Genomic DNA, 25,735 nt, shown 5'->3' on the forward strand with positions numbered 1-25,735 from the left:
AACGACGATGCGTGTCCTTTCGGGCATCCAGACCACCGGCAACCTGCACCTCGGCAACTATCTCGGCGCGATCAAGCAGTGGGGGGCGATGCAGGAGACGCAGCAGCCGGGGGAGTGCCTGTTCTTCCTCGCCGACCTCCATGCGCTGACCGGCAACATTACCCCCGCCGAGCTCACCAACTCCACCATCGAAATGGCCGCCACGCTGATGGCCGCCGGGATCGATGAGCGCTCGGTGCTGTTCAACCAGGCGCGTGTCCCCGCACATGCCGAGCTGTGCTGGATCCTCCAGGGCACTGCGCGGATGGGCTGGCTCAATCGCATGACCCAGTGGAAGGACAAGGCCGGCAAGAACCGCGAGGGCGCCGCGGTGGGCCTGTTCACCTATCCCGTGCTCCAGGCGGCCGACATCCTGCTCTACCAGACCACGCACGTGCCGGTGGGCGAGGACCAGAAGCAGCACCTGGAGCTCACCCGCGACATCGCGGCAAAGTTCAACACCGATTTCGGTGTCGAGCTGTTCACGCTGCCCGAGCCGATGATCAGCAAGGAAGCACCGCGGATCATGAGCCTGCGCGACGGCAGCGCGAAGATGTCCAAGTCCGATCCTTCGGACATGTCGCGGATCAACCTGATCGACGACGACGACACGATCGCCCAGAAGCTGCGAAAGGCGAAGACCGATCCCGAACCCCTGCCCGAATCGTTCGACGCGCTCGCGGAGCGGCTCGAGGCGAAGAATCTCGTGACGATCTTCGCTGCGCTCGCCGATCGCACGCCGCAATCGGTGGTCGATGAATTCGCAGGGAAGGGCTTCGGCGCATTCAAGCCGGCGCTCGCCGATCTGGCCGTCTCGGTGCTCGGCCCCGTGCGCGAACGGCTGGTGAAGCTGCTCGACGATCGCGCCGCGGTCGGCGCAGCGCTCGCCCGCGGAGCCGAACGCGCCAACGCGCTCGCGGCACCCACTCTCAAAGCTGCGCAGCAGGCAGTGGGGCTGCAGGTCTAGCTTCTCTCAATCGTCTCTCGCCAGAGGAAGGGCGGCGGCCAACTCTCGTCGCGCCTCCGCCCCCATCCGTCGTCTTGCGACACCTCCCACTGGCGGGGGACGATTTTGAGTGCCACTCTCCCGCAAACGGGGGCTTCCACGGAAACGCTGCACTGTGCGCGGCGTTACCCCCGAGGCCGGGCAGCGTGATGCGCTTCCCCAGTCGAGGTATCGCGATGCGTAAACTAGCCGCCCTGACGATGCTCCCGTTGCTGGCTCTGGTCGCGTGCGACGGAGGCGGCGGGAGCGGGACGGTGAACACGCCGCCGCCCACCACTGGCGCCCCCACGCCGGCACCGGCCCCCGCGCCTGCGCCGGTCCCCTTCCCCGCGCCTGCCCCGGGCAGCGGCGATTTCTTCCAGCAGGTCGCGGCGATGTATGCGGCCCAGCCGGATGTCGCGGCGTGCCAGCCCGGACAGCTGTCGGCGCAGATCACTGCCCGCACGCTCCAGACGCTCAACGCGATCCGCGCGCTGCACCGCTTGCCCCCGGTCGCCTATTCGAGCGCCGACGAGCCGGGCGCGCAACAGGCGGCACTGATGATGGCCGCGAACGCCCAGCTCAGCCACACTCCGCCCACCAGCTGGCGCTGCTACACCGCCGCGGGTGCCGCTGCCGCCGGTGCGAGCAACCTCTACGGCGGGCTCGGATCCGGCCTCCGGCTGCTCAGCGACGAGGAGGTCTTCGCAGGCTGGCTCACCGAGATCGACAATCTCACCGCCGAGAATGTCGGGCATCGCCGGTGGCTGCTCGATCCGTTCCTCGGCTCCGTGGCCTATGGCCGGGTGGCGGGGGGGCATGACACTTACACCCGCACCGACGCTGCCGTGATCAAGGTGTTCGATACCGCCGGCCCCGCGGGGCCGAGCGGCGCCCTACCCGCCTATGTCGCCTATCCGTTCGAGGATTATCCGGCGCGGCTCTTCGATACCCGCGCGCTGCTTTCGTTCGGCGTGGTCGCCAATCCTTCGAACCGCTGGGCTAACCAGAACGTCAGCTTCGCCAACGCAGCGGTCACTGTGCGCCAGCGCGGCGGCGGCACGCTCACGGTCTCGCGCGTTGCCCATGACAACGAAGGCTATGGCCTGCCCAACAACCTGCAGTTCTTCGTCACCGGACTGCAGGCGAACACGATCTACGACGTCAGCATCGCGCGCGTGAGCGTCGGCGGCGTCTCGACCGATTACAGCTATTGGTTCCGGATCGTGCCCTGAGGAGGCCATCGGGGTGGAGGCGTGACCTTGGCGTTGCCCCGCTCTCGGCTCCTCCACCCCGCCCACCACATGGGTGGGAAGCTTGTCGTCCTCAGCCCTCCAGCGTGCGCATCAGCGCGCGGACGGCTCCGTCGATCTCTATATCCTTGCCGCGAAGCTCCTCGATCCGGCGCACCGCGTGGATCACGGTCGAATGATCGCGGTTGCCGAACTTGCGGCCGATCTCGGGAAGCGAGCGCGTCGTCAGCCGCTTGGCCAGATACATGGCGATCTGGCGCGGCCGTGCGATCGCCACCGCGCGCCGTTCGGAGATCAGGTCGATCTGCTTGACTTCGAAATGGGTCGAGACCGCGCGCTGGATCTCGTCGATCGTGATCCGGCGCTGGGCACTGCGCAGCACCTCTCCGAGAGTCGCGACGGCGAAGTCGATCGTGATCGGCTCATTCGACAGATTGGCATAGGCCACCAGCCGGTTGAGCGCGCCTTCCAGCTCGCGAACGTTCGAGGTGATCCGCGCCGCCAGCAGGTCGATGACTTCATCCGGCATCGCGACCGCGGGCATGTCCTCGAGCTTGCGCACGACGATGCGGCGACGCAGGTCGAGGTCGGCGGGCTTGATGTCGGCGACCAGCCCCGAGCCGAGCCGGCCCGCGAGCCGCGGCTCGAAGCCCTCGAGCGACTGCGGCGCGCGATCGGCGGCGACCACCAGCCGCTTGCCCGAGGCCATGAACTCGTTGACCGTGTGGAAGAATTCTTCCTGCGTCGCGTCCTTGCCGCCGATGAACTGCAGGTCATCGATCATCAGCAGGTCGACCGAGCGCAGCCGCGTCTTGAACGCGTGGGTGTCCCTGTTGCGCAGCGCCTGGACGAACTCGAACATGAAGCGCTCGGCAGTCACATAGATCGCTGTCGCATTCGGATTCGCCGCGAGGAACGCCTGGCCGATCGCGTGCATCAGGTGCGTCTTGCCCTGGCCCGTCCCGGCGTGGAGGTAGAGCGGGCTGAACTGCGGCACGCCCGGCTGCGCGATCGCCTTCGCGGCGTTGAACGCGACTCGGTTGGTCGTGTCGGTCACGAAGCGCTCGAAGGTAAAGCGCGCGTCGAAGACCGGGCGTTCCGCCGCCGGCCGCTCGGCGACAGGCGCCGCGACCGGCTCGGCCCTCAGCACGCGCTGCGGCTCCTCCGCCAGCGTCTCGATCGTCACGCTCGCCACTTCGGGGAGCACGCTGCGGAACTCGAGCAGCAGCCGCTCCGAATAATGGCTCTTCACCCATTGGGTCATGAAGGCCGACGGCAGGCCCAGCCGAATCGCTTCGGCGGTCGATCCGCGAATCAGCTCGACCGGCTTCAGCCACTGATCGAACAGCCGCTGCCCGGCAGACCGGCGCAGATTACCGCGAACATGATTCCAGGCTTTGCTGACCGCCTCCATCTCGCTCCGCTCTACGGCCTGCACCTGAGTCACGACGACGCACCTCTCCATCGCGGGAAGCAGCCTTCCCGCGCGTAAATCCGATTCGAACAAAGGCTCGCCGCTGCCGGATCTGCCCCCCGCGGGCAGGCGCATTGAGCTTAAACGCCCGGTATGAAACGCGACCGGGAGAGACGTTTTAGGGACGCAAAATCGAGTCGATCAAGTGGCCGACGTGCAAAGAAACTGAAATAGTTTTGTTGACTCGGCACAACCCGCGGAAAACCGTGGATTTTCAATTTCGATACTTTAAAATCAATAACTTATGCCGATGACTCGGCTTCGACGGGATGCGAATCGCGGGATTCCCGCCACTTACCCGAACCTGCTGAACTGTGCAGTCCAAGTTGCTTTGTGCACACGCGAAAAACCCCGCCGGAGAGGCTCCGACGGGGTGATCGTTACGAAAATGTGACTATTACGCGAGTGCTTGGACGCGCTTGTTGAGACGCGAGAACTTGCGCGAAGCGGTATTCTTGTGAAGCACGCCCTTTGCGACGCCGCGCGCCAGCTCGGGCTGCGCTTCGTTCAGCGCGGCGGCAGCAGCAGCCTTGTCGCCCGAATCGAGCGCCGACTCGACCTTCTTGATGAAGGTGCGGATGCGGCTCACGCGCGCACCGTTGATCTCCGCGCGGCGGTTGTTCCGCCGGATACGCTTCTTCGCCTGCGGCGTATTCGCCATGCCGTGTCTCGTTCCTGCTCGAAATTGGGAAGGCGCGGGTATTAGCCCACGCCCGGAAAGACGGGCCCCTTAACGCCCGAGGTGATTCGGGTCAACCGCTAGAGTTAGTTTCAGCAAAGCCGGCACCGGCCCGCTCCCCACCCGGCCACCCACGCCAGTATCCTCTGGGTGGTCGGATGGGGGAGCGGGCCGGTTCCGATCCAGCGAAGCTGGAAGCTCTACCGCTGACATTTCGGGCACCAGAAAGTCGAGCGACCGGCATCGACCGACCGCCGGAGCGTCCCGCCACATACGCAGTCCTCGCCTTCGCGGCCATAGGCGCGCCATTGGCTGGCGAAATAGCCGAGCTCGCCGCTGGGCTGGGCATAGTCGCGCAGCGTCGATCCGCCCGCCACGATCGCTGCCCCCAGCACCTGGCGAATCGCATCGACAAGCCTGCCGAGTCGCTGCTTCGCGATCGTGCCGGCCACGCGCGACGGCGCGATCCCGGCCTGGTGAAGGGCCTCGCACACATAGATGTTGCCCAGACCCGCCACGATTCGCTGGTCGAGCAGCAGCGCTTTCACCGGTGCGGTCCGCCCCTCGAACATCCTTGCAAGATGGGCTGCCGTGAAATCGGGTCCCAGCGGCTCGGGGCCGAGCGCGACGAAGGGCGGCCATTGCTCCAGCGCCGCCGTCGGCACCAGGTCGAGCGAGCCGAAGCGCCGCGTGTCGTTGAGCGCTAGGCGGTGCGCCGCGGTCTCGATCACGAAATGATCGTGCTTCTCAAGCTCCGCCGGATCGATTCGCCACCGCCCCGACATGCCGAGATGGAAGACCAGCGTATCGCCCCGATCGGTGTCGATGAGCCCGTATTTGGCGCGCCGCCCCAGCGCAGTCACGCGCGCACCGGTCAGCCGCTGGCCCAGATCGTCGGGAAACGGCCGCCGCAGATCGGAACGGCGCAGCGTCACGCGCATGATCTCCTGCCCCGCCAGCACGGGAGTCAGTCCGCGGACGGTGGTCTCGACTTCGGGGAGCTCGGGCATGCCAACCCACTAGCCGCCGTCCGCCGCCCCCGCTAGGGTCCAGACCCATAAGCGGCAACGGTCGTGATTGCCCTGTCGTGTTCGTCCGGCAGGGAGCGGTGCGCAGCGCGTAGCGGCGCTACGCGCAAGTGCCGCGACGCAGCCGGCGGGCGCGACAGGGCAACCACGAAGTGGCGGGCGGATTTTGGCGCATGGAGGGCGTCGCTCGTCGGTCACGATGCTTCGGCATCGCTCCCTCCTCGCTCCTACCCATGCGCCAAAATCCGCTCGGTCCCGGCCATTGCGGTTTATGGGTCTGGACCCTAGAGCACCCCCCATGCCCGACACTGTCTCCTTCGGCTACGAAGACGTCGCCCCCGAAGAGAAGACCCGCCGCGTCCGCGCGGTCTTCTCCAATGTCGCCTCGCGCTACGATCTTATGAACGACGCCATGTCGGGCGGCCTGCACCGGCTTTGGAAGGACCTGTTCGTTCGCCGCGTGAAGCCGCGCGAGGGCGAGCATATCCTCGATATGGCCGGCGGCACCGGCGACATCGCCTTCCGCATGGCGCCCTCGGGCGCGGCGATCACCGTCGCCGACATTAATCCCGAGATGCTCGCGGTGGGCATGGAGCGCGCCGCGCAGCGCGGGATAGACGGGATGGTGTGGACCGAGGCCAACGCCGAGACGCTCCAGTTTCCCGACAAGTTCTTCGACGCCTATACGATCGCCTTCGGCATCCGGAACGTCACCGACATCCCCGCGGCGCTCCGCGAAGCGCACCGCGTACTCAAGCGCGGCGGGCGCTTCTTCGTTCTCGAATTCTCGACGACGCAGTGGCCGGGCTTCGGCCAGGCCTATGACGCCTATTCGCACCATCTCGTGCCGCGGCTCGGCAAGCTGCTCGCGGGCGATGCCGAAAGCTATCGCTACCTGATCGAATCGATCCGCCGCTTCCCGGACATGCCGCGATTCGAAGCGATGATCCGCGAGACCGGCTTCACTCAGACCAAAGTCGAGCCTCTGCTCGGCGGCCTCGTCGCGATCCACAGCGGCTGGAAGATTTGAGTCCGGTGCCGCGTTTGAGCGATTTCCGTCATCCCGGCGAAAGCCGGGATCTCATGAAGTGGAGCGAGCAGCTTGCGGCACGAGATCCCGGCTTTCGCCGGGATGACGGCTGCTCCGCATGACCGCCCCCGCCATCCATCTCTGGCGCCTGCTCAAATGGGGCCGCATCCTCGCGCGTCACGGCGCGCTGCGCGGGATCGAGCGGGATCCCAACACGCCCAGGCCTGTTCGGCGGCTCGCCCGCGTCGCCCGTTTCGGCGCACGCGTGCCGGAAGTGCCCCGCTACGCCGATGCCTTTCAGGCAATCGGCCCCGCCGCGATCAAGCTCGGGCAGACGCTCGCGACACGCCCCGATCTGGTGGGGGACGCCGCCGCGCATGATCTGCTACGCCTGCAGGACGCGCTTCCCCCCCTCCCCTTCGGGGTGATCCGCCAGCGGATCGAGGCCAGCTTCGATCGTCCGCTCGACGCGCTTTTCGCAGAGATCGAGGAAGCTCCGGTCGGCGCCGCCTCGATCGCCCAGGTACATCGCGCAATCACCACCGATGGCCGCAGCGTCGCGGTCAAGGTCCTGCGCCCCGGGATCGAAGGCGAGTTCGCCAGGGCAATCGACACCTATGAATGGGCGGCCGCCCAGGTCGAGAGCTTCGGCGGGGAAGTTGCACGCCTGAGGCCTCGCCTGGTGATCGAGACCTTCAAACGCTGGACCGCACGCGAGCTCGACTTACGCCGCGAAGGCGCCTCGGCCTCCGAGCTCGCCGAAGGCATGACCGCCGAGCCCGATTTCTACGTGCCCACAATCGATTGGCAGCGCACCACGGGCAAGGTGCTGACGCTCGAATGGCTCGACGGCATCAAGCTCTCGGACCGCACCGCGCTGATCGCCGCCGGTCACGACACCACCGCGCTTGCCGGCAAGCTGATCCGCGCCTTCCTGCGCCAGGCGATAGCGGAAGGCTTCTTCCACGCCGACATGCACCAGGGGAACCTCTTCGCACTCCCCGACGGCCGTATCGCCGCGATCGACTTCGGCATCATGGGCCGGATCGATCGGCGCGCGCGCGTATGGCTCGCCGAGATTCTCTACGGACTGATCACCGGCAACTACAAGCGCGTCGCCGAGATCCACTTCGAGGCGGGCTATGTTCCCCCGCACCACAATGTCGACGAGTTCGCGACTGCGCTGCGCGCGGTGGGCGAGCCGATGCGCGGGCTTCCGGTCAAGGACATGTCGGTCGGCGCGATGCTCGACGGGCTGTTCAACATCACCCGCGACTTCGACATGCAGACCCAACCCCATCTCCTCCTTCTCCAGAAGACGATGGTGATGGTCGAGGGCGTCGCCCGCGGGCTCGATCCCGACATCAATCTCTGGGAGACTTCGGCGCCGTTCGTCCGCGAATGGATCCGCACCGAGCTCGGCCCGGAGGCCGCGGTCGCCGACCGGATCATCACCGATCTGCGCACCCTCGCCCGCCTTCCCCAGCTCATCCGCAACATCGAGCTGCGCTACCCCGCCCCCGGCGGCGCCCCCCCTGCCCCCCCGCTTCGCGAGATCGAAGTCGTGCGCGTCGGCGGCGGCTGGCGCTATGCGCTGGTCGCGGTGCTCGCCGCGGCGGTCGGCGCGGCCGCGGTGCTGGTGGTCGTGTGAAGCGGCCGCGCAGGCAGCACGCGTCGGCCGCGGCCGGCAGGCGAGCGTTCCACTGGCTTGCACAGCCCAGCCGCTATGCCGGACTTCCGCGCAGTCGTGCGCGGCTCGTCCTCGCCTTGCTGGCGCTGCTCCTCCTCACCTCGCTCAGCGCCTTGTGGAGCAGCCCGCTGTCGACCGCGCAGCCGGCAACCAGCGCGAGCAGCGAGGAGCAGCGTGACGTGCTGCTCTATGAATCGATCGTCGCCTCGGTGCGCCATGGCGGCGAATATTACAGCGTCACCGCGGAGAAATTGCGCCAGGGCAATTATCCGCTGCGGCCGTTCATCACCTTCCGCCTGCCCACGCTTGCGATGGTGCAGGCGCACATCCCCCCGATCGCGATTCCCATCTGCCTCTATTTGCTTGCCGCGATCACGGCGCTCGCCTGGTCGGTGCGGCTGATCGAAGTGCTCCGCGGATGGCCGGCGCGCGTTGCGGCGCTCCTCTTTCTGGCGGGCGGGATGGCGGTGTTCGTCCAGAGCGCGCTCTGGCCCTTCCACGAGATATGGGCCGGGCTGCTGGTGGCGCTTTCGCTGGCCCTGCGGCGGACGACGCGCTGGATCGATGCCGTCGCGATCGGGCTCATCGCCGCGCTGGTGCGCGAAACCGCGGCGATCTACCTGCTTTTGATGGCCGTGCTCGCCTGGCGTGACGGCGCGCGTCGCGAAGCGTTCGGCTGGGTGCTCGCGCTCGCACTATTTGGGATCGTGCTCGGCTTCCACGCGGCGGCCGTCGGCAAGGTCGTCACCTCGCTGGATACGGTGTCGCCGGGCTGGTCCGGGCTGCTGGGACTGGGTTTCTTCGTCAGGGCGATCGCTGCGTCTACCGCGCTGATGATCCTGCCCGGCTGGTTCGAGGCGATTCTCGTGGGCCTCGCGCTGTTCGGCTGGACTGCGTGGCGCGATCCGCTGGCGACCCGCACCGTTTTGCTGTTCGCGGCCTTTGCGGTCCTGCTCGGCGTCTTCGCGCGCACCGATACTTTCTATTGGGCGCTGATGATCGCCCCGGCCTTCCTCGTCGGGCTGGTTTTCGTGCCCGACGCGCTTCGCGACCTGCTGGCCGCAGCCCTCGACAGGCGGCGCCTGCGCGTCCAGATAGTGTCGCGATGAAGCGCATCCTGCTGATCGTCGGGGGCGGCATCGCCGCGTACAAGGCATGCGAGCTCGTTCGCCTGTGCCGCAAGGCCGGGATCGAAGTGACATGTGTGCTTACCGAAGGGGGGCAGCATTTCGTCACTGCGATGACGCTCGCGGCCCTCTCCGAGAACCAGGTCTATACGACGCTGTGGGATCTGAAGGACGAGGCCGAGATGGGTCACATCCAGCTCAGCCGTCAGGCCGATCTGATCGTCGTCGCGCCTGCCACCGCGGATCTGCTGGCCAAGATGGCGGCCGGAATGGCGGACGATCTGGCGACCACACTCCTGCTCGCGACCGACAAACCGGTGCTCGCCGCGCCGGCGATGAACGTACGGATGTGGCAGCATGCGGCGACGCGGCGCAACGTCGCGCAGCTTCGCGCGGACGGCGTCACCGTCCTCGATCCCGATGAAGGGCCGATGGCCTGCGGCGAATACGGCCCCGGCCGCCTTCCCGAGCCCGAGGCGATCCTCGCCGCGATCCAGCGTGCGCTCGCGCCCACCGGTCCGAGCCTCGCGGGCAAGCACATCCTCGTCACTGCCGGTCCCACGCACGAGCCAATCGATCCGGTGCGCTACATCGCCAATCGTTCGTCGGGCCGTCAGGGCTATGCGATTGCCGAGGCGCTTGTGCGGCTCGGCGCCCGGGTGACGTTGGTATCCGGGCCGGTAGCGCTGCCCACGCCTGCGGGCGTGACGCGGATCGACGTCGAAACTGCGCGCGAGATGGCCGATGCGGTCGATGCAGCGCTTCCTGCCGATGCGGCGGTGATGGTCGCAGCGGTCGGCGATTGGCGCGCGGAAGCTGCTGGACAGAAGATCAAAAAGGGCGATTCGCCTCCTGTGCTGCGCCTGTCGGAGAACCCCGACATCCTCGCGCGCGTCGCGGCCCGGCCGGATCGGCCGACCCTGGTGGTGGGCTTTGCGGCCGAAACCGAGAAGGTGATCGAGCACGCCACCGCAAAAAGGAATCGCAAGGGCGCAGACTGGATTGTAGCGAACGACGTTTCGGGGGATGTTATGGGGGGCGGGAGCAACGCCATCCACCTCGTCACTGCCCAGGGCGTCGAAAGCTGGGAACGGCTGCCCAAGGGCGAAGTGGCGGCCCGGCTGGCCGAGCGGATCGCTGGCGCGCTATAGTGCCGGGGCTTCCAATTTGGGATTTCTTCTGCTTGCGGTTTGCAATGACCTCTACTCCCACCCTTCCGGCAGCAAAGGCGTGCCGCCGAGGTCCGGCGTCGATCGCGCTCCCGCTCCTGCTGGCCGCCTGCGCCACCGGCTCCCCAGGCCCGCAGACCGCCAAAGTTGACGGCGATGTCTACGGACCTGCGCGCGGAACCAGAGTCGAGACGGTCATCGTCGTGCTCGCAGAGGCAAATACCTTGGACACGCCCGCGCACAACCGGAGCTTCGCCGCTGCCGCCGCCCGTGCGATTCCCACCAGCGCCGCCGTCGCGCTGCCGCCGATCGACGGGCTCGATCCGGCTGCGGACGGCTATGGCACCCGCGTCGTCGCCGCAGCAGGCGAGTCGATCGTGTCGCTGCGCGCGCGGTATCCCAAGGCGCGGATCGTAATCGTCGGAGATTCAGGCGCCGCCGCGCTCGCCGCCAATCTGGCAGGGGTCCAGCCGCAGCTCGTCGACGGGATCGTGTTGGTATCCTGCCCGTGTGCGCTCCCCGAATGGCGCGCCCACATGAAGGGGCAGGGATCAAACATGATTTCGGCGGCGACGTCCGCGGGCCTCGATCCGCTCAAGACTGCGGGCGGCATCGCGCCTACGCTGCGGGCGGCCGTGGTCGTCGGCGCCGACGACGCCGTGACTCCAGTCAAATTCTCGCGCGCCTATGCCGAAGCCCTTGCGCTTCGCGGTGTCGCTACCGACTATCGGATCGTTCCGGGCAAAGGCCACGGGCTTCTCGATGATCCCGAGGTGCTCGCCGCCACAGAACGTCTAGCCGCGGCGTTGCAAGGGAAGATTTGATGCTCCCTCCGATACGGATTGCGCTCCGCCGTCTCGCGCACGGCGAAGGGCTCCCGCTACCCAGCTATGCGACCGCAGGTGCCGCCGGCATGGATGTCGTCGCGGCCGAGGAGCTGACCCTGGCGCCAGGCGCTCGCCACGCAGTCGCGACCGGCTTTGCGATGGCCATACCGGAAGGGTTCGAAGTGCAGGTCCGCCCGCGCTCGGGCCTCGCGCTCAAGCACGGCATCACCTGCCTCAACACGCCCGGGACGATCGACAGCGACTATCGCGGCGAAGTGAAGGTGATTCTGGCCAACCTGGGCGACATGCCCTTCGCCATCGCGCGCGGCGACCGGATAGCGCAACTCGTGCCTGCCCCCGTGCAGCATGCGGCGCTCGTGGAAGTGGAATCGCTCGACGACACCCAACGGGGCAGCGGGGGTTTCGGCTCGACCGGTACATGATCGCAGCGTTCGCCATCGCTGCCGCCCTCCAGACGGGCGCGATCGACTGGGACGCGCTGCCGCCCCTTCCCTATCGCACGCCACCGATCATCACCCCCGACATGCATGCCTTCGTCGGGCGCGAGGTGCGGGAGCGCAAATGCCCCGCCCCTGAACCACGCGCGGGCGTGCTGACGCTGCGAGTGGAGATCGCGATCCTGGTCGACGAGAGCGGCGGTATCCGCACCGTCGTGCCGCGCGCGATCGACTGCCCCACCATCGAGCAATATGGCGCCGCACTCGCGGCCGGGTTCGCACGCAACAATCTTTTGCCGCGCACCTCGAGCGAATCCCGCTGGTATCGCACCAATCTCAGCTTCACCTGGCGCCAATGAGCCTCACTGACGAGGAGCTGGAGCGCTACGCCCGCCATATCGTGCTGCGCGAGATCGGCGGTGCGGGGCAGATGCGCTTGCGCGGCGCTCATGCCGTGCTGATCGGTGCCGGCGGCATCGGATCGCCGGCAATCCAGTATCTCGCCGCAGCGGGCGTCGGCCGGATCACTGCGATCGACGACGACGAAGTGGCGCTATCGAACCTCCAGCGCCAGACGCTCTACGCCACCGGACAGATAGGCATACCCAAGGTGGTCGCCGCGGCGGAGGCAGTGCAGCGCCTCAATCCCGGCGTGTGCTTCGAAAGCATCCGGAAACGCATCAGCGCAGACGATATAGAAGCGCTGCTCCCGGACTTGGCGCCCCAGGTCATCCTCGACGGCTCGGACAATTTCGCGACACGACTGGCGGTGGCCGATGCCGCGCTGCGCCTGTGCATCCCGCTCGTGTCCGCGGCCGTGGCGGAGTTCGAGGGCCAGCTCGGCGTGTTCCGCGGCTGGGAAGCCGACAAGCCCTGCTACCGTTGCTTCGTGGGCACCGATCCCGAGCGGCCGGAGATGACCTGTGCTGAGCAGGGCGTCCTCGGGGCGCTCACCGGAGTGATGGGCAGCCTCGCCGCGCTCGAAGCGATCCGCGCCTGCGTGCCCTTCGGTGAGGACAGCGCCGGCAAGCTGCTGCTGGTGGACGCGCTGGCGCTCCGGTTCCGCACGCTCAAGCTGCCGAAGGACCCTGGCTGCCCCGCTTGCAGCGCCCGAGCCTGATTCAGTGCGGGTGAAGATCGAGCGGGACGAGGCCCCAGCCGTCGAAGGAATATACTTCGGATTGGCTCTCACGGTTCTCTTGCCCGACAGCCGGCGCTTCCGCGCGCTCCTCGATCTGGGCAAGCGCCCGCGGAGCAGGCGTTTCGTTCGACAGCTCCTTCATGGCCGTCTCCCCTCTTTTCTCAGTTACTTGCCCGTTAAACCATCCGAGACGATCACGGGAGTCGGAATGGACCAGTTGACACATTGCCCCGCAAGGGCTGGTAGCGCGGTCCAGATGCGGAAGTCGCGAAGCAGGCGGAACAGATGAACGGTACCGGAAAACGCGTATTGGTGACCGGTTCGGCCGGTTTCGTGGGATTCCACACGTGCCGCCGGCTGCTCGAACAAGGCGCGACCGTGCTGGGCCTCGACGCCTTCACTTCCTATTACGACGTCGCGCTCAAGGAGGCCCGGAACGCCGTCCTGGAGGCCTATCCCAGTTTCGAGCTGGCCCGACTCTCGATCGAGGACGCCGACGCCTTCGGTGCCGTCTGGCGCGCATTCCGCCCCGATCGTGTCATCCATCTCGCCGCCCAGGCTGGCGTCCGCTACAGCGTGGAAGAACCGCGCAGCTATGTGGGCGCGAACATCGTCGGCACGTTCAACCTGCTCGAGCTCGCGCGGCACCATCCGGTCGAGCATCTGCTGATCGCGTCGACGAGCTCGGTCTATGGCGCGAACACCGAAATGCCCTTCACCGAGACTCAGCGCACCCAAACGCCGCTGAGCTTCTATGCCGCCACCAAGGGCGCGACCGAGCTGATGGGCCACAGCTACAGCCATTTGTTCGGCATCCCGATGACCTTCTTCCGCTTCTTCACGGTCTATGGCCCGTGGGGACGGCCTGACATGGCGCTGTTCAAATTCACCCGCGCGATCCTCGCGGGCGAGCCGATCGAGGTCTACAACGATGGCCGGATGAAGCGCGACTTCACTTATGTCGACGACCTCGTCGAAGCCATTCTGCTGCTCGCCGACAAAATCCCCGGCAGTGATACCGCGCAAGGCGACAGCCTGTCCCCTGTCAGCCCGCACCGCATCGTCAACATCGGCGGCGGCCGATCGACCGAGCTGATGGACTATATCGCAGAGCTCGAGAAGGCACTCGACCGAAAGGCGGCCAAGACCTTCCTGCCGCTGCAGGAAGGCGATCTGGTTGCGACCGAGGCGTCATCGGATCTGTTGCAGCGCCTGACCGGCTATGTGCCGTCGACCCCGCCCAGCGAAGGCGTGCCCCGCTTCGTCGACTGGTACCGCAAGCACTACCGCGTCTGAGCCCCGGCCTCACACGCTGCGCGCGATGAACTCCCGCACCGCCTGACCGATGTCCGTACGCGAGAGTGCGACGGCGATATTGGCCTGGATGAAGCCCGCCTTGTCGCCGCAATCGTACCGGGTGCCCTGGAAGGTCAGGCCGTGGAAGGGCTGGTCGCCGATCATCCGCGCCATCGCGTCAGTGAGCTGAATCTCGCCGCCCGCGCCCGTCTCTTGCCCTTCGAGCACGCGCATCACTTCGGGCTGAAGAATGTAGCGGCCGATCACCGAGAGGTTGGACGGCGCAGTACCCGGGGCGGGCTTCTCGACCAGCCCCTTCACTTCGGTGAGAGCCCCTTCGCGCGCGCCCGGCGTGATGATGCCGTAGCGATGCGTCTGATCTTCGGGCACCTCCTCGGCGCAGATCAGGTTGCCGCCTACCTTGTTATAGGCCTCCACCATCTGCTTGAGACAGCCGGGTTTCCCGAGCATGAAATCGTCGGCAAGCAGAACCGCGAACGGCTCATCGCCGACGATGTCGCGCGCGCACCATACGGCGTGGCCGAGGCCCATCGGCTCCTGCTGGCGGACATAGGCGACCGCGCCTGGCTTGAGCCGGGTCGCATCCAGGATGTCGAGCGATTTGCCGCGCCCGCTCATCGTCGCCTCGAGCTCGAAAGCGATGTCGAAATGATCTTCGATCGCGCTCTTGCCGCGACCGGTGACGAAGATCATCTGCTCGATCCCCGCTTCCATCGCTTCCTCGACGGCATATTGGATCAGCGGGCGATCGACGATCGGCAGCATCTCCTTGGGCATCGCCTTGGTCGCGGGAAGGAAACGCGTGCCAAGGCCACCAACCGGGAAAACTGCCTTGCGAAGCGGCTTGATCATTCGTCTCTCTCCTGCGCCTCGCGCGTCCTGTTGTGGGCCGCCATGCCCGGTGGCGCCGCGACGATCAAGCTAGACCCGCACGCCACAAACGCAGAAGCTGTCCCAAGCCTTCCCCGGGCCGACGGAGCACCACGCTGGGCAAGATCCTCGTCATCTTCGGAACCCGCCCGGAAGCGATCAAGCTGTTCCCGGTGATACGGGCGCTGAAGGAGCAGCGGGGGCTGGACGTGCGCAGCTGCGTCACCGCGCAGCATCGCGGCCTGCTCGATCAGGTGCTAGCGATTGCCGGTATCACGCCCCAGGTCGACCTTGATCTGATGATCCCGGGCCAGTCGCTCGACGCACTCACGGCGCGGCTCATGATCGGGCTGGGCGAAGTGCTCGACGCCGAGGAACCGGACCGCGTGATCGTGCAGGGCGACACTGCCACAGCGATGGCGGGCGCACTCGCTGCGCATTATCGCAGGATCCCGGCGAGCCATGTGGAAGCCGGCCTCCGCTCCGGCGACATCCATCAGCCCTGGCCCGAGGAAGTAAACCGCCGCATCGTCACACAGATCGCCGATCAGCATTTCGCACCTACAACCGCTGCCGCGGAGACGCTGCGCCGCGAGAATGTCGATCCGGCGGCGATCCATATAACCGGCAACACCGTGATCGACGCACTGCACGCCACGCGCGCGCGGATCGAGGCCGATCCGGCGCTCGCGGCGGGTCTGGACCCGGTTGCGGCACGTTTCACGGGCAAACGGCTGTTGCTGGTCACCACACATCGGCGCGAGAATTTCGGCGACGGAATGGCGAACATTGCCGAGGCGATCCGCCGCATTGCCGATCGCGGCGACACGGCAATCCTCTTTCCGGTGCATCCCAACCCGAACGTGGATTCGGTCATGAGAAAAATGCTCAGTGGGCGGACCGAGATCGCGCTGGTCGAGCCGCTGGACTACCCGCATTTCATCCGCGCGCTTGGCATGGCCGACATCGTCCTCACCGACTCAGGCGGCGTGCAGGAAGAAGCTCCCGCCCTGGGCAAGCCCGTACTGGTGATGCGCGAAACCACCGAGCGCCCGGAAGGCGTCGCCGCGGGCACCGCCAGGTTAGTGGGCACCGATCCCGACCGGATCGTTTCCGAAGTCTCCACGCTCTTGGACGAGCCCCCGGCCTATTCCGCCATGGCACGGGCGCACAATCCGTTCGGGGACGGCGCGGCGGCACCACGGATAGCCGCGATCATCGCGAAGAGCTTCGACCACTGAGGAATGCTCGGGTGGATCAGCGGCTCCGCACGAGGATGGACTGCCAGTCCCCGCTCAAAGGCTGATCGCGCTCGGCGATCAGCGCCGGAACCATGGGGCGGACCGACATGGTTTCGAGCCGCGCGATCTCCGCCTCGAGCGTGGCGATACGGTCGCGCCAGTGCGGATGCGAGCGGCTGCGGAAGATTCCGCCGGCATTGCTCGGCCCGAACCTGCGCCAGAAGGCGATCGAAGCGCGCGGCGAATAGCCGGCATTCGCGAGCAGATAGACCGAGAGCAAATCCGCCTGGACCTCCGTCTGGCGGAAGTATTTGACGTTGGCGCCGAAGCCCGACAGCAAGCCCCAGTCCACACCGCGAGCCTCCAGCCGATCGCGATGGTGGAGAATATTGTGCGAGAATTCATGCGCTACCGCGGCCGCAAGCTCCTCCTCCGAATAGTCCTCCAGAAAGCGCGAACTGATCTGGACCATCGTTCCGTCCGCCGAGGCGTTGAAATCATCGGCCAACCGCAGCTCGAACCGAGACTTGCATATCGGGATTGGCTGGATCGCGACGCTGATCGGTTGACCGCCGCGGATGGCTTCCACTTCGATAGGCGTGTCGAGCGGCAGCGCAGCAATCGCCAGTTGTGTGTTGACCAGGCGCTGCGTGGTTCCCGGCTTGCCTTCGATGGCATCGATCCGCACCGGGCCTATGCGGACCAGGGAATCGTCGGGCCTAAGTCCCGCCCGTTCGGCGGGACTTCCAGGAACCACGCCCTCTATCGCCACGCCGGTGGCGAAGCCGAAATGCTTCTCGGCATCCGACCGATTGGCAGAATCGAACTGATCGAGCGTGTGGAGCTGAAGGCCGGTCCCCGGCTCGAGCCTGTCGCAAAGCGCGGCATTGGCTGCCGCGAGCCGCCAGCCGATCCGCGCCAGCCTGACATCCGCTTCGCGAACCGACTCCAGCAACTTGGATGATTCGCTCGCGCCGGACTGCGCCGCTGATTCTGGTGCGGCTGCGAAAAGAATCGCGCTGGCGACCGCCGCGCCAACCATCCGCGCAAGCGAACGACCCGATTCCTTCCAGCTTCTCGGCAAAGTGCCCATTCCTGCGTTTTCCTTCACTCTCCGGCAGAACGACGCCCTTCTATGCGCAACTGGAGCGATCTGAACATGTTTCCTTAACCCACTTGGCTCAAATGGTGCGCCGCGCTATAGACACCGAGCGCTCGCAGCACGGGTCGTGATTGTGAGCAGAGAAGTTCGGGGCTCAACCGAACCCGGTGTTGCGTTCAGGCAACGGCAGAATTTTCTTGTCGTGGCTTGAGTTTTGAGGTGTTGCTGTACGGGGGCTCCTGTGTCATAGGACCATCGGACGAGAGCACCGGAGCTTGAAGAGGGAGTAGAAGAATGTTGTCAAAGCTTCTGACGGCAGCTGCCGTCGTCACCATGGCGGCGACCCCGGTCGTTGCGGCCCCGGCCTCCATGCTGTCGCTGTCGCGCGCTGCGACCGCCAGCGAGAAGGATAGCGAGCTGGCACCGGCCGTGATCATTGGCGTGCTCGCCACGGTCGCGATCATTGGTGGCGCGGTCGTTCTGGCCGACAACGACGACGATCCCGACAGCCCCTAGTAGCTGTTCGGTTTCCGAAGTTACGAGTGGCGGCCCGGAAGGGCCGCCACTTTTGTTTTGGGTTGAGAACAGGTAATCGCGTGCCAACCCTGCGTTTTGGATTTCTCTGGACATGATCGCGCGCTTTCTTCGAACTCGCGCCGCTTCCCGTCGCCTCCAAACCTCGACCCCTCCCGGGAAGAGAGTCTATGCAATCGGCGACATTCACGGACGGCTCGATCTCTTTGATAGCCTGCTTGCGAAGATCGATCGTGACGACGGGGCGCGAGGCCCCGCCCAAACCGAGATCATCCTGCTCGGCGATCTCATCGATCGCGGCCCACAATCTGCACAGGTGATCGCCCGCGCGATCGAACTCGACCACAGCGACCACAATTGCCGCTTCCTTCTGGGGAACCACGAAGAAGTGTTCCTCAAGGCGCTGAGCGGCGATCTCAAGTCCCTCGCCTTCTTCTGCCGCATCGGCGGCCGCGAGACGATCCTGAGCTACGGCGTCTCGGAACAGGAATATCGCGACTGCGATTACCCCACCCTGCTGGAGCTTTTGCTGCGCCGCGTTCCTGCGGAGCATGTCGCGTTCCTCAACCGCTTCGAGGACCTGATCGTCATCGGCGATTATGCGTTCGTCCACGCCGGGATTCGTCCCGAGCAGCCCCTCGCCGAGCAGCGGACGAGTGACCTGCGATGGATCCGATCCGAATTCCTCGATCATCGCGGGACGCTCGAGAAGGTGATCGTGCACGGCCACACCGTCGCCGAGGAAGTGGAGCTGAAGCCGCATCGGATCGGCCTCGACACCGGCGCCTATGCGAGCGGCAACCTCACGGCGATGGGCTTCGAGGGAGGCATGCGGTGGGTACTCGACACGAGCGACGAGAGCCGCTCAGCCGCTTAGAATCGGATTCATTTGATTTGAGCGGCTCCCCGGCGAAGGCCGGGCTCCAGTTGCAATGCCCCTCAACGAAACGCGGGGTGCTCTCGAGACCATGACGATACCGGCCGGCCTGGGCCTTCGCCTGGGAAACGCTTGCTTCAACTCGGGTGGACCAAATGCTAGCGGCACTTCCCCCTTGCTGATCGGGGTTCCGAAAGCGGCAACGCTTTGGTCGTGGCCGGCGCCTGGCGCACGGATCAGCACGACCGGATTCAAGCTGGCTATCAGATGGCTCGGCCTGCTGCGATCCGGCCAGCCAGACCGGCCGCGCCAAGGCGACCGGCAGTAAGCAACATCAGGGCTGCGGTGCGCCGCCCTCCGGCGCCCCACCCTGGCCGCCCTGACCCTGCATCTGCTGCTGCATCATTTGCTGCATCATCATCTGCTGGATAACGGATGCCGGGACGAGCTCCTTCATCTCCACGTCGAAGATCAGGACTTCCTTGGCGAGTTCGTTCTGGCCGCCCGGCTCGGCGCCATAGCCGAGCTTGGGCGGCAGCCAGAAGCGGTACTTCGAGCCCTTGTTCATCAGCTTCACGCCTTCGGTGAAGCCCGGAATCATCGGCTGACCGATCTGGAAGCGCATCGGAGTCTTGGGCTGGAACTCGGTGCCGTCGCGCAGCTTGCCCTGGATTTCGAGGACAACGCCGTCCTGCTCGGCCGCGGTCGGCCCCTCTCCGGCCTGGATCACCTGATATTGCAGGCCCGATGCGGTCGTCTGGACGCCCGCCTGTCCCTTGTGCCAGGCAAGAAACTCTTCCGGCGTGTAGCGCGCCACGACTGCGGTGCGCGTACCCATCCAGGCCAGGGCGAAGGCGAGCGCGAGGGCAGCGAGAACGCCGATCCACAACCAGACCTTGTAGGCACGCTTGACGGGCTGGAGCGGAACGGCGGTCACGGACATGGCAGTCTCACCCGAGGGGCGGGAGGACCCCGCCGGAAAGCAACAAACATCGTCCAGCGCGCTCTAGAGGGAGCGCGCCGGATCGCTATCAGCGGGCGCTGTCGCGCTCCACGCGCTTGCGCTCGAGCTTGCGCGCGCGGCGAACCGCTGCGGCACGCTCGCGGGCACGCTTCTCGCTTGGCTTCTCATAGTGACGGCGGAGCTTCATCTCGCGATAGACGCCTTCACGCTGCAGCTTCTTCTTGAGCGCCCGCAGCGCCTGGTCGACGTTGTTGTCGCGAACGATGATTTGCATAAGGCCGTACAGCTCCGATCTCGATACAATAGAATAGGGTTCGCCGGAACATGGGTTGCGGCGTCGTTGCGGCCACCTATCAGCGGAAATCCCATTTTACAAGGTGTGCAACGCTCGCCGACCGCAGAATCTGTACCTTTAGCCCCGCGACCCGGAGGAGTCCGCGACAGTGTGGCGGCGCTGCCACAGTTCCGCAGCCTGGTCCCTTCCCGACCGGCTGCGCACCGCTATAAGGCGCCGATGGCATCGAAACCACTCGCGGGCCACCGGCTGCGCTCGATTCTCGGCGGCTCCGCCGGCAACTTGGTCGAATGGTACGACTGGTACGCTTATGCCGCCTTCACCCTCTATTTCGCACCGCATTTCTTTCCGAAGGGCGACCAGACCACGCAGCTGCTGAACACGGCGGCGGTGTTCGCGGTGGGTTTCCTGATGCGCCCGATCGGCGGTTGGCTGATGGGCGTCTATGGCGATCGTCACGGCCGCAAGGCCGGGCTCACCCTCTCGGTCTCGCTGATGTGCGCCGGATCGCTGCTGATCGCGGTGACCCCCGGCTACGAGACGATCGGGACGCTCGCGCCGGTGCTGCTGGTGGTCGCCCGGCTGATGCAGGGGCTGTCGGTCGGCGGCGAATATGGCGCGAGCGCGACCTATCTTTCGGAGATGGCGGGCAAGCGGCACCGCGGCTTCTTCTCGAGCTTCCAGTATGTCACGCTGATCTCGGGACAGCTGGTGGCACTGCTCGTGCTGCTGGTCCTCCAGTCGGCGATGAGCGAGGCGGCGCTGGAGGCCTGGGGCTGGCGCATCCCCTTCGCGATCGGCGGCGTGCTGGCGGTGGTCGTCTTCTGGCTGCGGCGACGGCTGGCGGAGACCGAGAGCTTCCACAATGCCAAGGCGGCAGGCGGACGATCGGGCTTCTGGGCGCTGCTCACCGAGCATCCGCGCGAGGCGGCGGTGGTGATGCTGCTCACCGCGGGCGGCACGCTCGCCTTCTACGCCTATTCGATTTACCTCCAGAAGTTCCTGGTCAACACGTCGGGCTTCGACCGCGAGACCGCGTCGCAGATCAACGCCGCCGCGCTGTTCGGCTTCATGCTGCTCCAGCCGCTCGCGGGCGCGCTTTCGGACCGGATCGGACGCAAGCCGCTGATGGTGGCATTCGGCCTGCTGGGCGTGCTGCTCACCTACCCGATCTTCACCGCGCTGGAGGGTGTTCGCAGCCCCTGGCTCGCCTTCCTGCTGATGTTCGGCGCGCTGGTGATCGTCACCGGCTACACTTCGATCAACGCAGTGGTGAAGGCCGAGATGTTCCCCGCGCACATCCGCACGCTGGGCGTGGCGCTGCCCTATGCGCTCGCCAACGCCCTATTCGGCGGGACCGCCGAATATGTCGCGCTCTGGTTCAAGGATGCCGGCTGGGAGCGCGGCTTCTATTGGTATGTGACCGGGATGATCGGCGTGTCGCTCGTCACCTATCTGATGATGCGCGACACGCGGCTGCACTCGAAGATCGTCGAGGATTAGGCGATCAGGCCCCCGCCGCGCATCGCGAGCACGCGGCCGATCGAATCGAACAACGCGTCCATCGCCACCGGCTTGAACAGCACGTCGTCGGCGCCGATCGCCAGGCAACGCTCGCGCAGGTCCACCGCAGTGTCGGCGGTCACGACGATGATCGGCAGCTCGCCCTTCGTGTCACCTCGCGCGCGGATGCGGCGGATCGTCTCGAAACCATCGGTGCCGGGCATGCGCAGGTCGACCAGGATCACGTCGAAAGTATCGGCGTCGATCATCGCCAGCCCTTCCTCGGCCCAGCTAGCCTCGGCCATCGTCGCGCCGGCGACGTCGAGCATGTCCTTCACGACCCGACGGTTCATCGGATCGTCCTCGATGAAGAGAATGTTCATCGTCCGCAGCCGAAGCCGTGAGAGAGCGGGGTAGCGACCATATTTATCATTTGAAGTGTGCTATCGCCCTATGCCGCCCGAGACACAAGCGGGTCCGCACCCTCCGGCGCGGATTTTTGTTGGGTCTTCGGAACGAACGCGGCGAGGAGCGCCCCGCCCGAGATAGGCTTTTCGAGCAGATGGCCGATGCCCGCCGCCAGAATCGCTTCGCGCGTGTCCACATCGGGGCCGCTCCAGAGCACGCCAGCTGTGCCGGGACCGGCAGCCGACACGAGCTCGCGCAGAGCCGCGAACATGTCCCCTCCCGCCGCCTTGAGCGTCGCTTCGTCGATCAGAAGATGCGCCGCCGGTGCAGCTGCAAGGGCTTCCTGCGCCTCGGCGGGCGAAGCCGCAAAGCGCAGCGTCGCCATGTGCGGCTCGAACAGCGTGCGCAGCATGCTCCGCGCGATCGGATTGCGCTCGACGATCAGCATGTCCTCGCCCGAGCTCCCGCCGCCTTCGGGCGCCAGGGGCGCCTCGGCAGGAACCAGCGGCAGATCGAGCGTGAAGCAGGCCCCCTCGCCTTCGCGGCTTTCCACCGTCACCTCGCCGCCCAGCGCCTGCGCCAGGTTGCGGCAGATCGTGAGCCCCAGGCCGGTGCCGCCGAACCGCCGCGTGGTGCTGGCGTCCACCTGCCGGAAGGATTCGAAGATCGCCTCCAGCTTGTCGGCCGGGATGCCGATGCCGGTGTCGGTCACGCGGATCCGCAGGCGCCGCGCGGGGCCCTCTCCCTCTTCCAGAGCGCGCAGCGCGATGCTGCCCTTCTCAGTGAACTTCACTGCGTTCGAGAGGAGATTGAAGACGATCTGGCGGAGCCGCCCCGCGTCGCTGACGATCCATTGCGGCGCGCGGCTGAGATGGAGCGTGAAGCCCAGCCCCTTCGCGCGTGCCTGCTCCTCCCACAGCCGTGTGACGTCGCGGAGGGTGGCGCACAGGTCCACCGGCGCGGCCTCCACGGTGAGGTTGCCCGTCTCCATCTTGGCGACGTCCAGGATGTCGTCAACCAGGCTGCGCATCGTGACGCCGGCCCCATGGACAATGCTGATGCGGTCGCGCACGAGCGGATCGAGCCGCGCATCGGAGAGCATCACCTGGGTCATCCCCAGGATGCCGTTCAGCGGCGTGCGGATCTCGTGGCTGGTCGTCGCCAGGAACTCGGTCTTGGCCTTGAGCGCCTTCTCCAGCGCGATATTGGTATCGGCAAGCACCACATTCGCGGCACGCACCTGATTGCGGCTGCGGCGGATCGTGACGAGCGCGATCACGAGCAGCACCACCGCAAGCAGCGCCGCGCCGCCGATGATGAGGAAAAGCGTGCGCTGGAACGCCGCAGTGCGCCGCGCCTCCTCGGCCCGCAGATTGGCGATCTTCGCTTCCTGCTGCGCATAATCGAAGCGCGCCGCCATCAGCGCCGCGCCGGTGGTAGTGGCGACCTTGGCGGATTCGTCATCGAGGCGTTTCAGGGCTTCGAGGTGCTTGAGCGCCAGGCCGTTGTTGCCGGTCTTGCCGAAGATTTCATGAGCGTAGATGTGGGCGCTGCGGAATTCGGTCGATGTGGTCGCAAGGTCGATACCTTCAAAGCACTGACGCATCAGCGCGGAGGCCTCGGAAAAGTCGCCCCGGTTCATTGCCACACGGGCCGCGGTTGCAAGCAAGTTGCGGCGCACCATGCCGGATCCGGCATCTTGGACAAGCGCCAAGCCGCGGGTCAGGACGCGCTCCGCTGCGGAGAAATCCTTCAGGTCTACGTACGTACGAGCGAGATTTCCGAGCACTCTGGCTTCAAGAAGCGGATTCGCGAGCGTACGGGCCGCGGCGAGCGCCATATTATACTCGCGTTCGGCTTCCTTGTGCCGCTCGAGCCCGAGCAGGACGTTGCCTCTGTTGTTGTGCAGCGAGAGCGACAGAACGGGATCGCCTTCAAACGTCTCCGCAGCTTGCCGGTAGTAGCGCTCGGCCCGCGACGGGTCATTCGCCGAATAATACAGCATGGCGATGTTCTGGAGCGCGATAGCCTGAGAACGACGTTCACCGAGCACCCGGAAGATTTCGAACGACTGCTGGTATTTTTCTAGCGCGCCGGCAGCACGCCCTTCGGCCTCATCAAGATTGGCGATGGACATCAGGATGTCGCCACGCAATTTCACCGGCCGTTGAACGGGTTCGATCAGCGCGAGTGCTTGGTGAAGTATCGGGCGCGCCGCGGCCGGCTTGCCGAGCCGGACGAGCGCTTCACCCCGCATCCATTTGAAGGTGATAGCCGTAAGCTGCCGCTGATCGGGGTCGATGATCTTCGCCGCGAGACGCTCGCCCTCCTTCGCGAGGCGCTCCGCTTCTCTCGGAGATCCCACCATTGCCTGCCGTATATGCGCGACGATGTCCTGGGTCTTACCTACTGCAGCGTCTTTGGTCGGCGCTCCCCAGGCGAATGGAATGCTGCCGAACACCAGGATCGTCATTAGAAGAATGAACGGGGCAGCGCGCCTCATGCGCGCTTCCAAAAGCTCTCGGGACGGTGGAAGAGGGCATGCGCGTTCGCGGTGGAAACGACCTGCCCATCCTCGGCGAGATAGGTGCGGAGCGCGGCGATCCCGAGCGGCCGCGAAATGAGGAAGCCCTGCACCATGTCGCACCCCATCACGCTGAGCAGCGCAAGCGCAGAGGGAGTCTCCACACCTTCGGCCGTGACTTCCATTTCGAGCGCATGCGCGAGATCGATCGTCGATCGGACGATCAGCGGATCGCGATTGCTGCTCGTGAGCTGGAGCACGAACATCTTGTCGATCTTGAGCTCTTTGGCCGGCAGTTGCTTGAGATAGGCGAGCGAGGAGAGGCCGGCGCCATAGTCGTCGATCGCCAGCGAGACGCCGATATCGGCGAAGCGCTGAAGGTGGCGAATCGCCACCTCGGGGTCCCGGATCACCGCGGTCTCGGTGATCTCGAACCCCAGACGGGCGCCGCTCTCGGCAACGATCGTGCAGGCTTCCTCGACGAAGCGGACATCGGCGAGCAGCGTGCCCGAGATATTGACGAACAGCGTCAGGTCGTATCCGTCGGCGGCGAGCAGCTTCTGGTCCGCGATCACTTGGCGCAGCGTCCAGAGCGTGAGCGACGCGATCTCGTCGGCTTCTTCGGCCGCCGAGACGAAGTCGCCGGGCAGGATCAGGCCGCGGGTGGGATGCTGCCAGCGCACCAGCGCTTCGGCGCTCGCGACTGCCTGGCGACGGACGTGTACCTTGGGCTGGTACTGAAGGAACATCTCGCCGTTCGCGATCGCCTGGGGCAGCTCGCGCATCAACGCCAGGCGATCGAAAGCTAGATCGTCGCGCGAAAGATCGAGCATCACCACGCGGCGCTCGGCGCGCGCCTCGGCGAGCGCCGATTCAGCTGCCTCGCTCAGGCGAACCTCGTCATGGTCACCCGCAGGGGCCACGGCGAATCCGAACTGCATCTCCAGATAGAATTGCTCGCCCTCGAGATCGAATGGCAGGTGCATCGCCTCGCGCAGCATTTCGACCTCAGCGCCCGCAGCAGCGGCGGTTTCGCGCTCGAATGCAATCTCGACCAGGTTTCGCCCCGCCGACACAATGCGCGCGTCGGGACAATGCTCGACAAGACGCAGCGCGATGTCCGCGGCCAGCAGATCCGCGCGCGGCCGGCCGAGATGGCGGCGAAGCGCCGCGAAATTCATTACCTCGCAAAGGCAGAGA

At 66.1% G+C, this 25,735-nt stretch carries 26 protein-coding genes; 15 read left to right on the forward strand and 11 right to left on the reverse strand.

Going from position 1 to position 25,735, the window contains the following annotated elements; translation table 11 throughout:
- Positions 1 to 7 precede the first annotated feature (7 nt).
- Positions 8 to 1,006, forward strand: coding sequence for a tryptophan--tRNA ligase (trpS, locus tag ACMGDH_RS14805; RefSeq protein ID WP_436828738.1), 999 nt, complete (start codon positions 8 to 10; stop codon positions 1,004 to 1,006).
- Positions 1,007 to 1,221: 215 nt separating this feature from the next.
- Positions 1,222 to 2,259 (forward strand): CAP domain-containing protein, encoded by a 1,038-nt coding sequence (locus ACMGDH_RS14810; protein ID WP_436828739.1) that lies wholly within the window; start codon positions 1,222 to 1,224, stop codon positions 2,257 to 2,259.
- A gap of 91 nt (positions 2,260 to 2,350) precedes the next feature.
- On the opposite strand, the gene dnaA is transcribed toward ACMGDH_RS14810, so the two are convergent.
- The 3 genes from dnaA to mutM all read right to left on the reverse strand — a co-directional run bounded on the left by dnaA (position 2,351) and on the right by mutM (position 5,440).
- On the reverse strand, positions 2,351 to 3,742 hold the full coding sequence (gene dnaA / locus ACMGDH_RS14815; RefSeq protein ID WP_436828740.1) for a chromosomal replication initiator protein DnaA: 1,392 nt from the start codon (positions 3,740 to 3,742) through the stop codon (positions 2,351 to 2,353).
- A 406-nt stretch (positions 3,743 to 4,148) separates the two neighbouring features.
- Positions 4,149 to 4,412 carry a 30S ribosomal protein S20 gene (gene rpsT, locus ACMGDH_RS14820; RefSeq protein WP_436828741.1) on the reverse strand — a complete coding sequence of 88 codons (264 nt, stop codon included), beginning with the start codon at positions 4,410 to 4,412 and terminating at the stop codon, positions 4,149 to 4,151.
- 218 nt (positions 4,413 to 4,630) lie between these two features.
- Positions 4,631 to 5,440 (reverse strand): bifunctional DNA-formamidopyrimidine glycosylase/DNA-(apurinic or apyrimidinic site) lyase, encoded by an 810-nt coding sequence (gene mutM / locus ACMGDH_RS14825; protein ID WP_436828742.1) that lies wholly within the window; start codon positions 5,438 to 5,440, stop codon positions 4,631 to 4,633.
- Positions 5,441 to 5,756: 316 nt separating this feature from the next.
- On the opposite strand from mutM, the gene ACMGDH_RS14830 reads away from it, so the two are divergent.
- The 8 genes from ACMGDH_RS14830 (at position 5,757) to ACMGDH_RS14865 (ending at position 12,879) form a co-directional block, all read left to right on the forward strand.
- On the forward strand, positions 5,757 to 6,488 hold the full coding sequence (locus ACMGDH_RS14830) for a class I SAM-dependent methyltransferase (RefSeq protein ID WP_436828743.1): 732 nt from the start codon (positions 5,757 to 5,759) through the stop codon (positions 6,486 to 6,488).
- Positions 6,489 to 6,606: 118 nt separating this feature from the next.
- A complete protein-coding gene (gene ubiB / locus ACMGDH_RS14835) occupies positions 6,607 to 8,139 on the forward strand; it encodes a 2-polyprenylphenol 6-hydroxylase (RefSeq protein WP_436828744.1) in 1,533 nt (510 codons plus the stop codon).
- A 116-nt stretch (positions 8,140 to 8,255) separates the two neighbouring features.
- A complete protein-coding gene (locus tag ACMGDH_RS14840; RefSeq protein WP_436828745.1) occupies positions 8,256 to 9,287 on the forward strand; it encodes a hypothetical protein in 1,032 nt (343 codons plus the stop codon).
- Positions 9,284 to 10,456: a bifunctional phosphopantothenoylcysteine decarboxylase/phosphopantothenate--cysteine ligase CoaBC gene (gene coaBC / locus ACMGDH_RS14845; protein WP_436828746.1), complete on the forward strand. Its 1,173-nt coding sequence runs from the start codon at positions 9,284 to 9,286 to the stop codon at positions 10,454 to 10,456. Before ACMGDH_RS14840 ends, coaBC begins: the two co-directional genes overlap by 4 nt.
- A gap of 44 nt (positions 10,457 to 10,500) precedes the next feature.
- Positions 10,501 to 11,298, forward strand: coding sequence for an alpha/beta hydrolase family protein (locus tag ACMGDH_RS14850; RefSeq protein WP_436828747.1), 798 nt, complete (start codon positions 10,501 to 10,503; stop codon positions 11,296 to 11,298).
- Complete coding sequence (gene dut / locus ACMGDH_RS14855; protein ID WP_436828748.1) at positions 11,298 to 11,744, forward strand: dUTP diphosphatase; 447 nt, start codon at positions 11,298 to 11,300, stop codon at positions 11,742 to 11,744. The genes ACMGDH_RS14850 and dut overlap by 1 nt, the downstream gene beginning before the upstream one ends.
- Complete coding sequence (locus tag ACMGDH_RS14860; protein ID WP_436828749.1) at positions 11,741 to 12,118, forward strand: hypothetical protein; 378 nt, start codon at positions 11,741 to 11,743, stop codon at positions 12,116 to 12,118. Before dut ends, ACMGDH_RS14860 begins: the two co-directional genes overlap by 4 nt.
- Complete coding sequence (locus ACMGDH_RS14865) at positions 12,115 to 12,879, forward strand: HesA/MoeB/ThiF family protein (RefSeq protein WP_436828750.1); 765 nt, start codon at positions 12,115 to 12,117, stop codon at positions 12,877 to 12,879. Before ACMGDH_RS14860 ends, ACMGDH_RS14865 begins: the two co-directional genes overlap by 4 nt.
- 1 nt (position 12,880) lies before the next feature.
- On the opposite strand, the gene ACMGDH_RS14870 is transcribed toward ACMGDH_RS14865, so the two are convergent.
- Positions 12,881 to 13,042 (reverse strand): hypothetical protein, encoded by a 162-nt coding sequence (locus ACMGDH_RS14870; protein ID WP_436828751.1) that lies wholly within the window; start codon positions 13,040 to 13,042, stop codon positions 12,881 to 12,883.
- A 143-nt stretch (positions 13,043 to 13,185) separates the two neighbouring features.
- Here ACMGDH_RS14870 and ACMGDH_RS14875 point away from each other — a divergent pair, with 143 nt between their 5' ends.
- Positions 13,186 to 14,196 carry an NAD-dependent epimerase/dehydratase family protein gene (locus tag ACMGDH_RS14875; protein WP_436828752.1) on the forward strand — a complete coding sequence of 337 codons (1,011 nt, stop codon included), beginning with the start codon at positions 13,186 to 13,188 and terminating at the stop codon, positions 14,194 to 14,196.
- A 9-nt stretch (positions 14,197 to 14,205) separates the two neighbouring features.
- Here the strand turns inward: ACMGDH_RS14875 and galU are convergent, their stop codons facing one another.
- Positions 14,206 to 15,069, reverse strand: coding sequence for a UTP--glucose-1-phosphate uridylyltransferase GalU (gene galU / locus ACMGDH_RS14880; RefSeq protein ID WP_436828753.1), 864 nt, complete (start codon positions 15,067 to 15,069; stop codon positions 14,206 to 14,208).
- 134 nt (positions 15,070 to 15,203) lie between these two features.
- Here galU and wecB point away from each other — a divergent pair, with 134 nt between their 5' ends.
- On the forward strand, positions 15,204 to 16,328 hold the full coding sequence (wecB, locus tag ACMGDH_RS14885; RefSeq protein WP_436828902.1) for a non-hydrolyzing UDP-N-acetylglucosamine 2-epimerase: 1,125 nt from the start codon (positions 15,204 to 15,206) through the stop codon (positions 16,326 to 16,328).
- Positions 16,329 to 16,344: 16 nt separating this feature from the next.
- Here the strand turns inward: wecB and ACMGDH_RS14890 are convergent, their stop codons facing one another.
- The gene (locus tag ACMGDH_RS14890) at positions 16,345 to 17,283 is read right to left on the reverse strand and encodes a M48 family metalloprotease (RefSeq protein ID WP_436828754.1); all 939 of its coding nucleotides are present in this window, start codon (positions 17,281 to 17,283) and stop codon (positions 16,345 to 16,347) included.
- A 441-nt stretch (positions 17,284 to 17,724) separates the two neighbouring features.
- On the opposite strand from ACMGDH_RS14890, the gene ACMGDH_RS14895 reads away from it, so the two are divergent.
- Positions 17,725 to 17,946, forward strand: coding sequence for a hypothetical protein (locus tag ACMGDH_RS14895; RefSeq protein WP_436828755.1), 222 nt, complete (start codon positions 17,725 to 17,727; stop codon positions 17,944 to 17,946).
- A 112-nt stretch (positions 17,947 to 18,058) separates the two neighbouring features.
- The gene (locus ACMGDH_RS14900) at positions 18,059 to 18,841 is read left to right on the forward strand and encodes a metallophosphoesterase family protein (RefSeq protein WP_436828756.1); all 783 of its coding nucleotides are present in this window, start codon (positions 18,059 to 18,061) and stop codon (positions 18,839 to 18,841) included.
- Positions 18,842 to 19,175: 334 nt separating this feature from the next.
- Here the strand turns inward: ACMGDH_RS14900 and ACMGDH_RS14905 are convergent, their stop codons facing one another.
- The gene (locus ACMGDH_RS14905; RefSeq protein ID WP_436828757.1) at positions 19,176 to 19,784 is read right to left on the reverse strand and encodes an FKBP-type peptidyl-prolyl cis-trans isomerase; all 609 of its coding nucleotides are present in this window, start codon (positions 19,782 to 19,784) and stop codon (positions 19,176 to 19,178) included.
- An 88-nt stretch (positions 19,785 to 19,872) separates the two neighbouring features.
- Positions 19,873 to 20,079: a 30S ribosomal protein S21 gene (gene rpsU / locus ACMGDH_RS14910; protein WP_019368605.1), complete on the reverse strand. Its 207-nt coding sequence runs from the start codon at positions 20,077 to 20,079 to the stop codon at positions 19,873 to 19,875.
- A gap of 240 nt (positions 20,080 to 20,319) precedes the next feature.
- Between rpsU and ACMGDH_RS14915 the strand changes: the two genes are divergently transcribed.
- Positions 20,320 to 21,603, forward strand: a complete 1,284-nt coding sequence (locus ACMGDH_RS14915) for an MFS transporter (RefSeq protein ID WP_436828758.1) — start codon at positions 20,320 to 20,322, stop codon at positions 21,601 to 21,603.
- Here the strand turns inward: ACMGDH_RS14915 and ACMGDH_RS14920 are convergent.
- The 3 genes from ACMGDH_RS14920 to ACMGDH_RS14930 form a co-directional block, all read right to left on the reverse strand.
- Positions 21,600 to 21,986 carry a response regulator gene (locus ACMGDH_RS14920; protein ID WP_436828759.1) on the reverse strand — a complete coding sequence of 129 codons (387 nt, stop codon included), beginning with the start codon at positions 21,984 to 21,986 and terminating at the stop codon, positions 21,600 to 21,602. The genes ACMGDH_RS14915 and ACMGDH_RS14920 overlap by 4 nt on opposite strands.
- Positions 21,987 to 22,054: 68 nt before the next feature.
- Positions 22,055 to 24,514 (reverse strand): tetratricopeptide repeat-containing sensor histidine kinase, encoded by a 2,460-nt coding sequence (locus tag ACMGDH_RS14925; RefSeq protein WP_436828760.1) that lies wholly within the window; start codon positions 24,512 to 24,514, stop codon positions 22,055 to 22,057.
- Positions 24,511 to 25,716, reverse strand: coding sequence for an EAL domain-containing protein (locus ACMGDH_RS14930; RefSeq protein ID WP_436828761.1), 1,206 nt, complete (start codon positions 25,714 to 25,716; stop codon positions 24,511 to 24,513). The genes ACMGDH_RS14925 and ACMGDH_RS14930 overlap by 4 nt, the downstream gene beginning before the upstream one ends.
- Between the last annotated feature and the right edge of the window lie 19 nt (positions 25,717 to 25,735).

The organism is Sphingomonas radicis (assembly GCF_051400635.1).
GTDB lineage: Bacteria > Pseudomonadota > Alphaproteobacteria > Sphingomonadales > Sphingomonadaceae > Sphingomonas.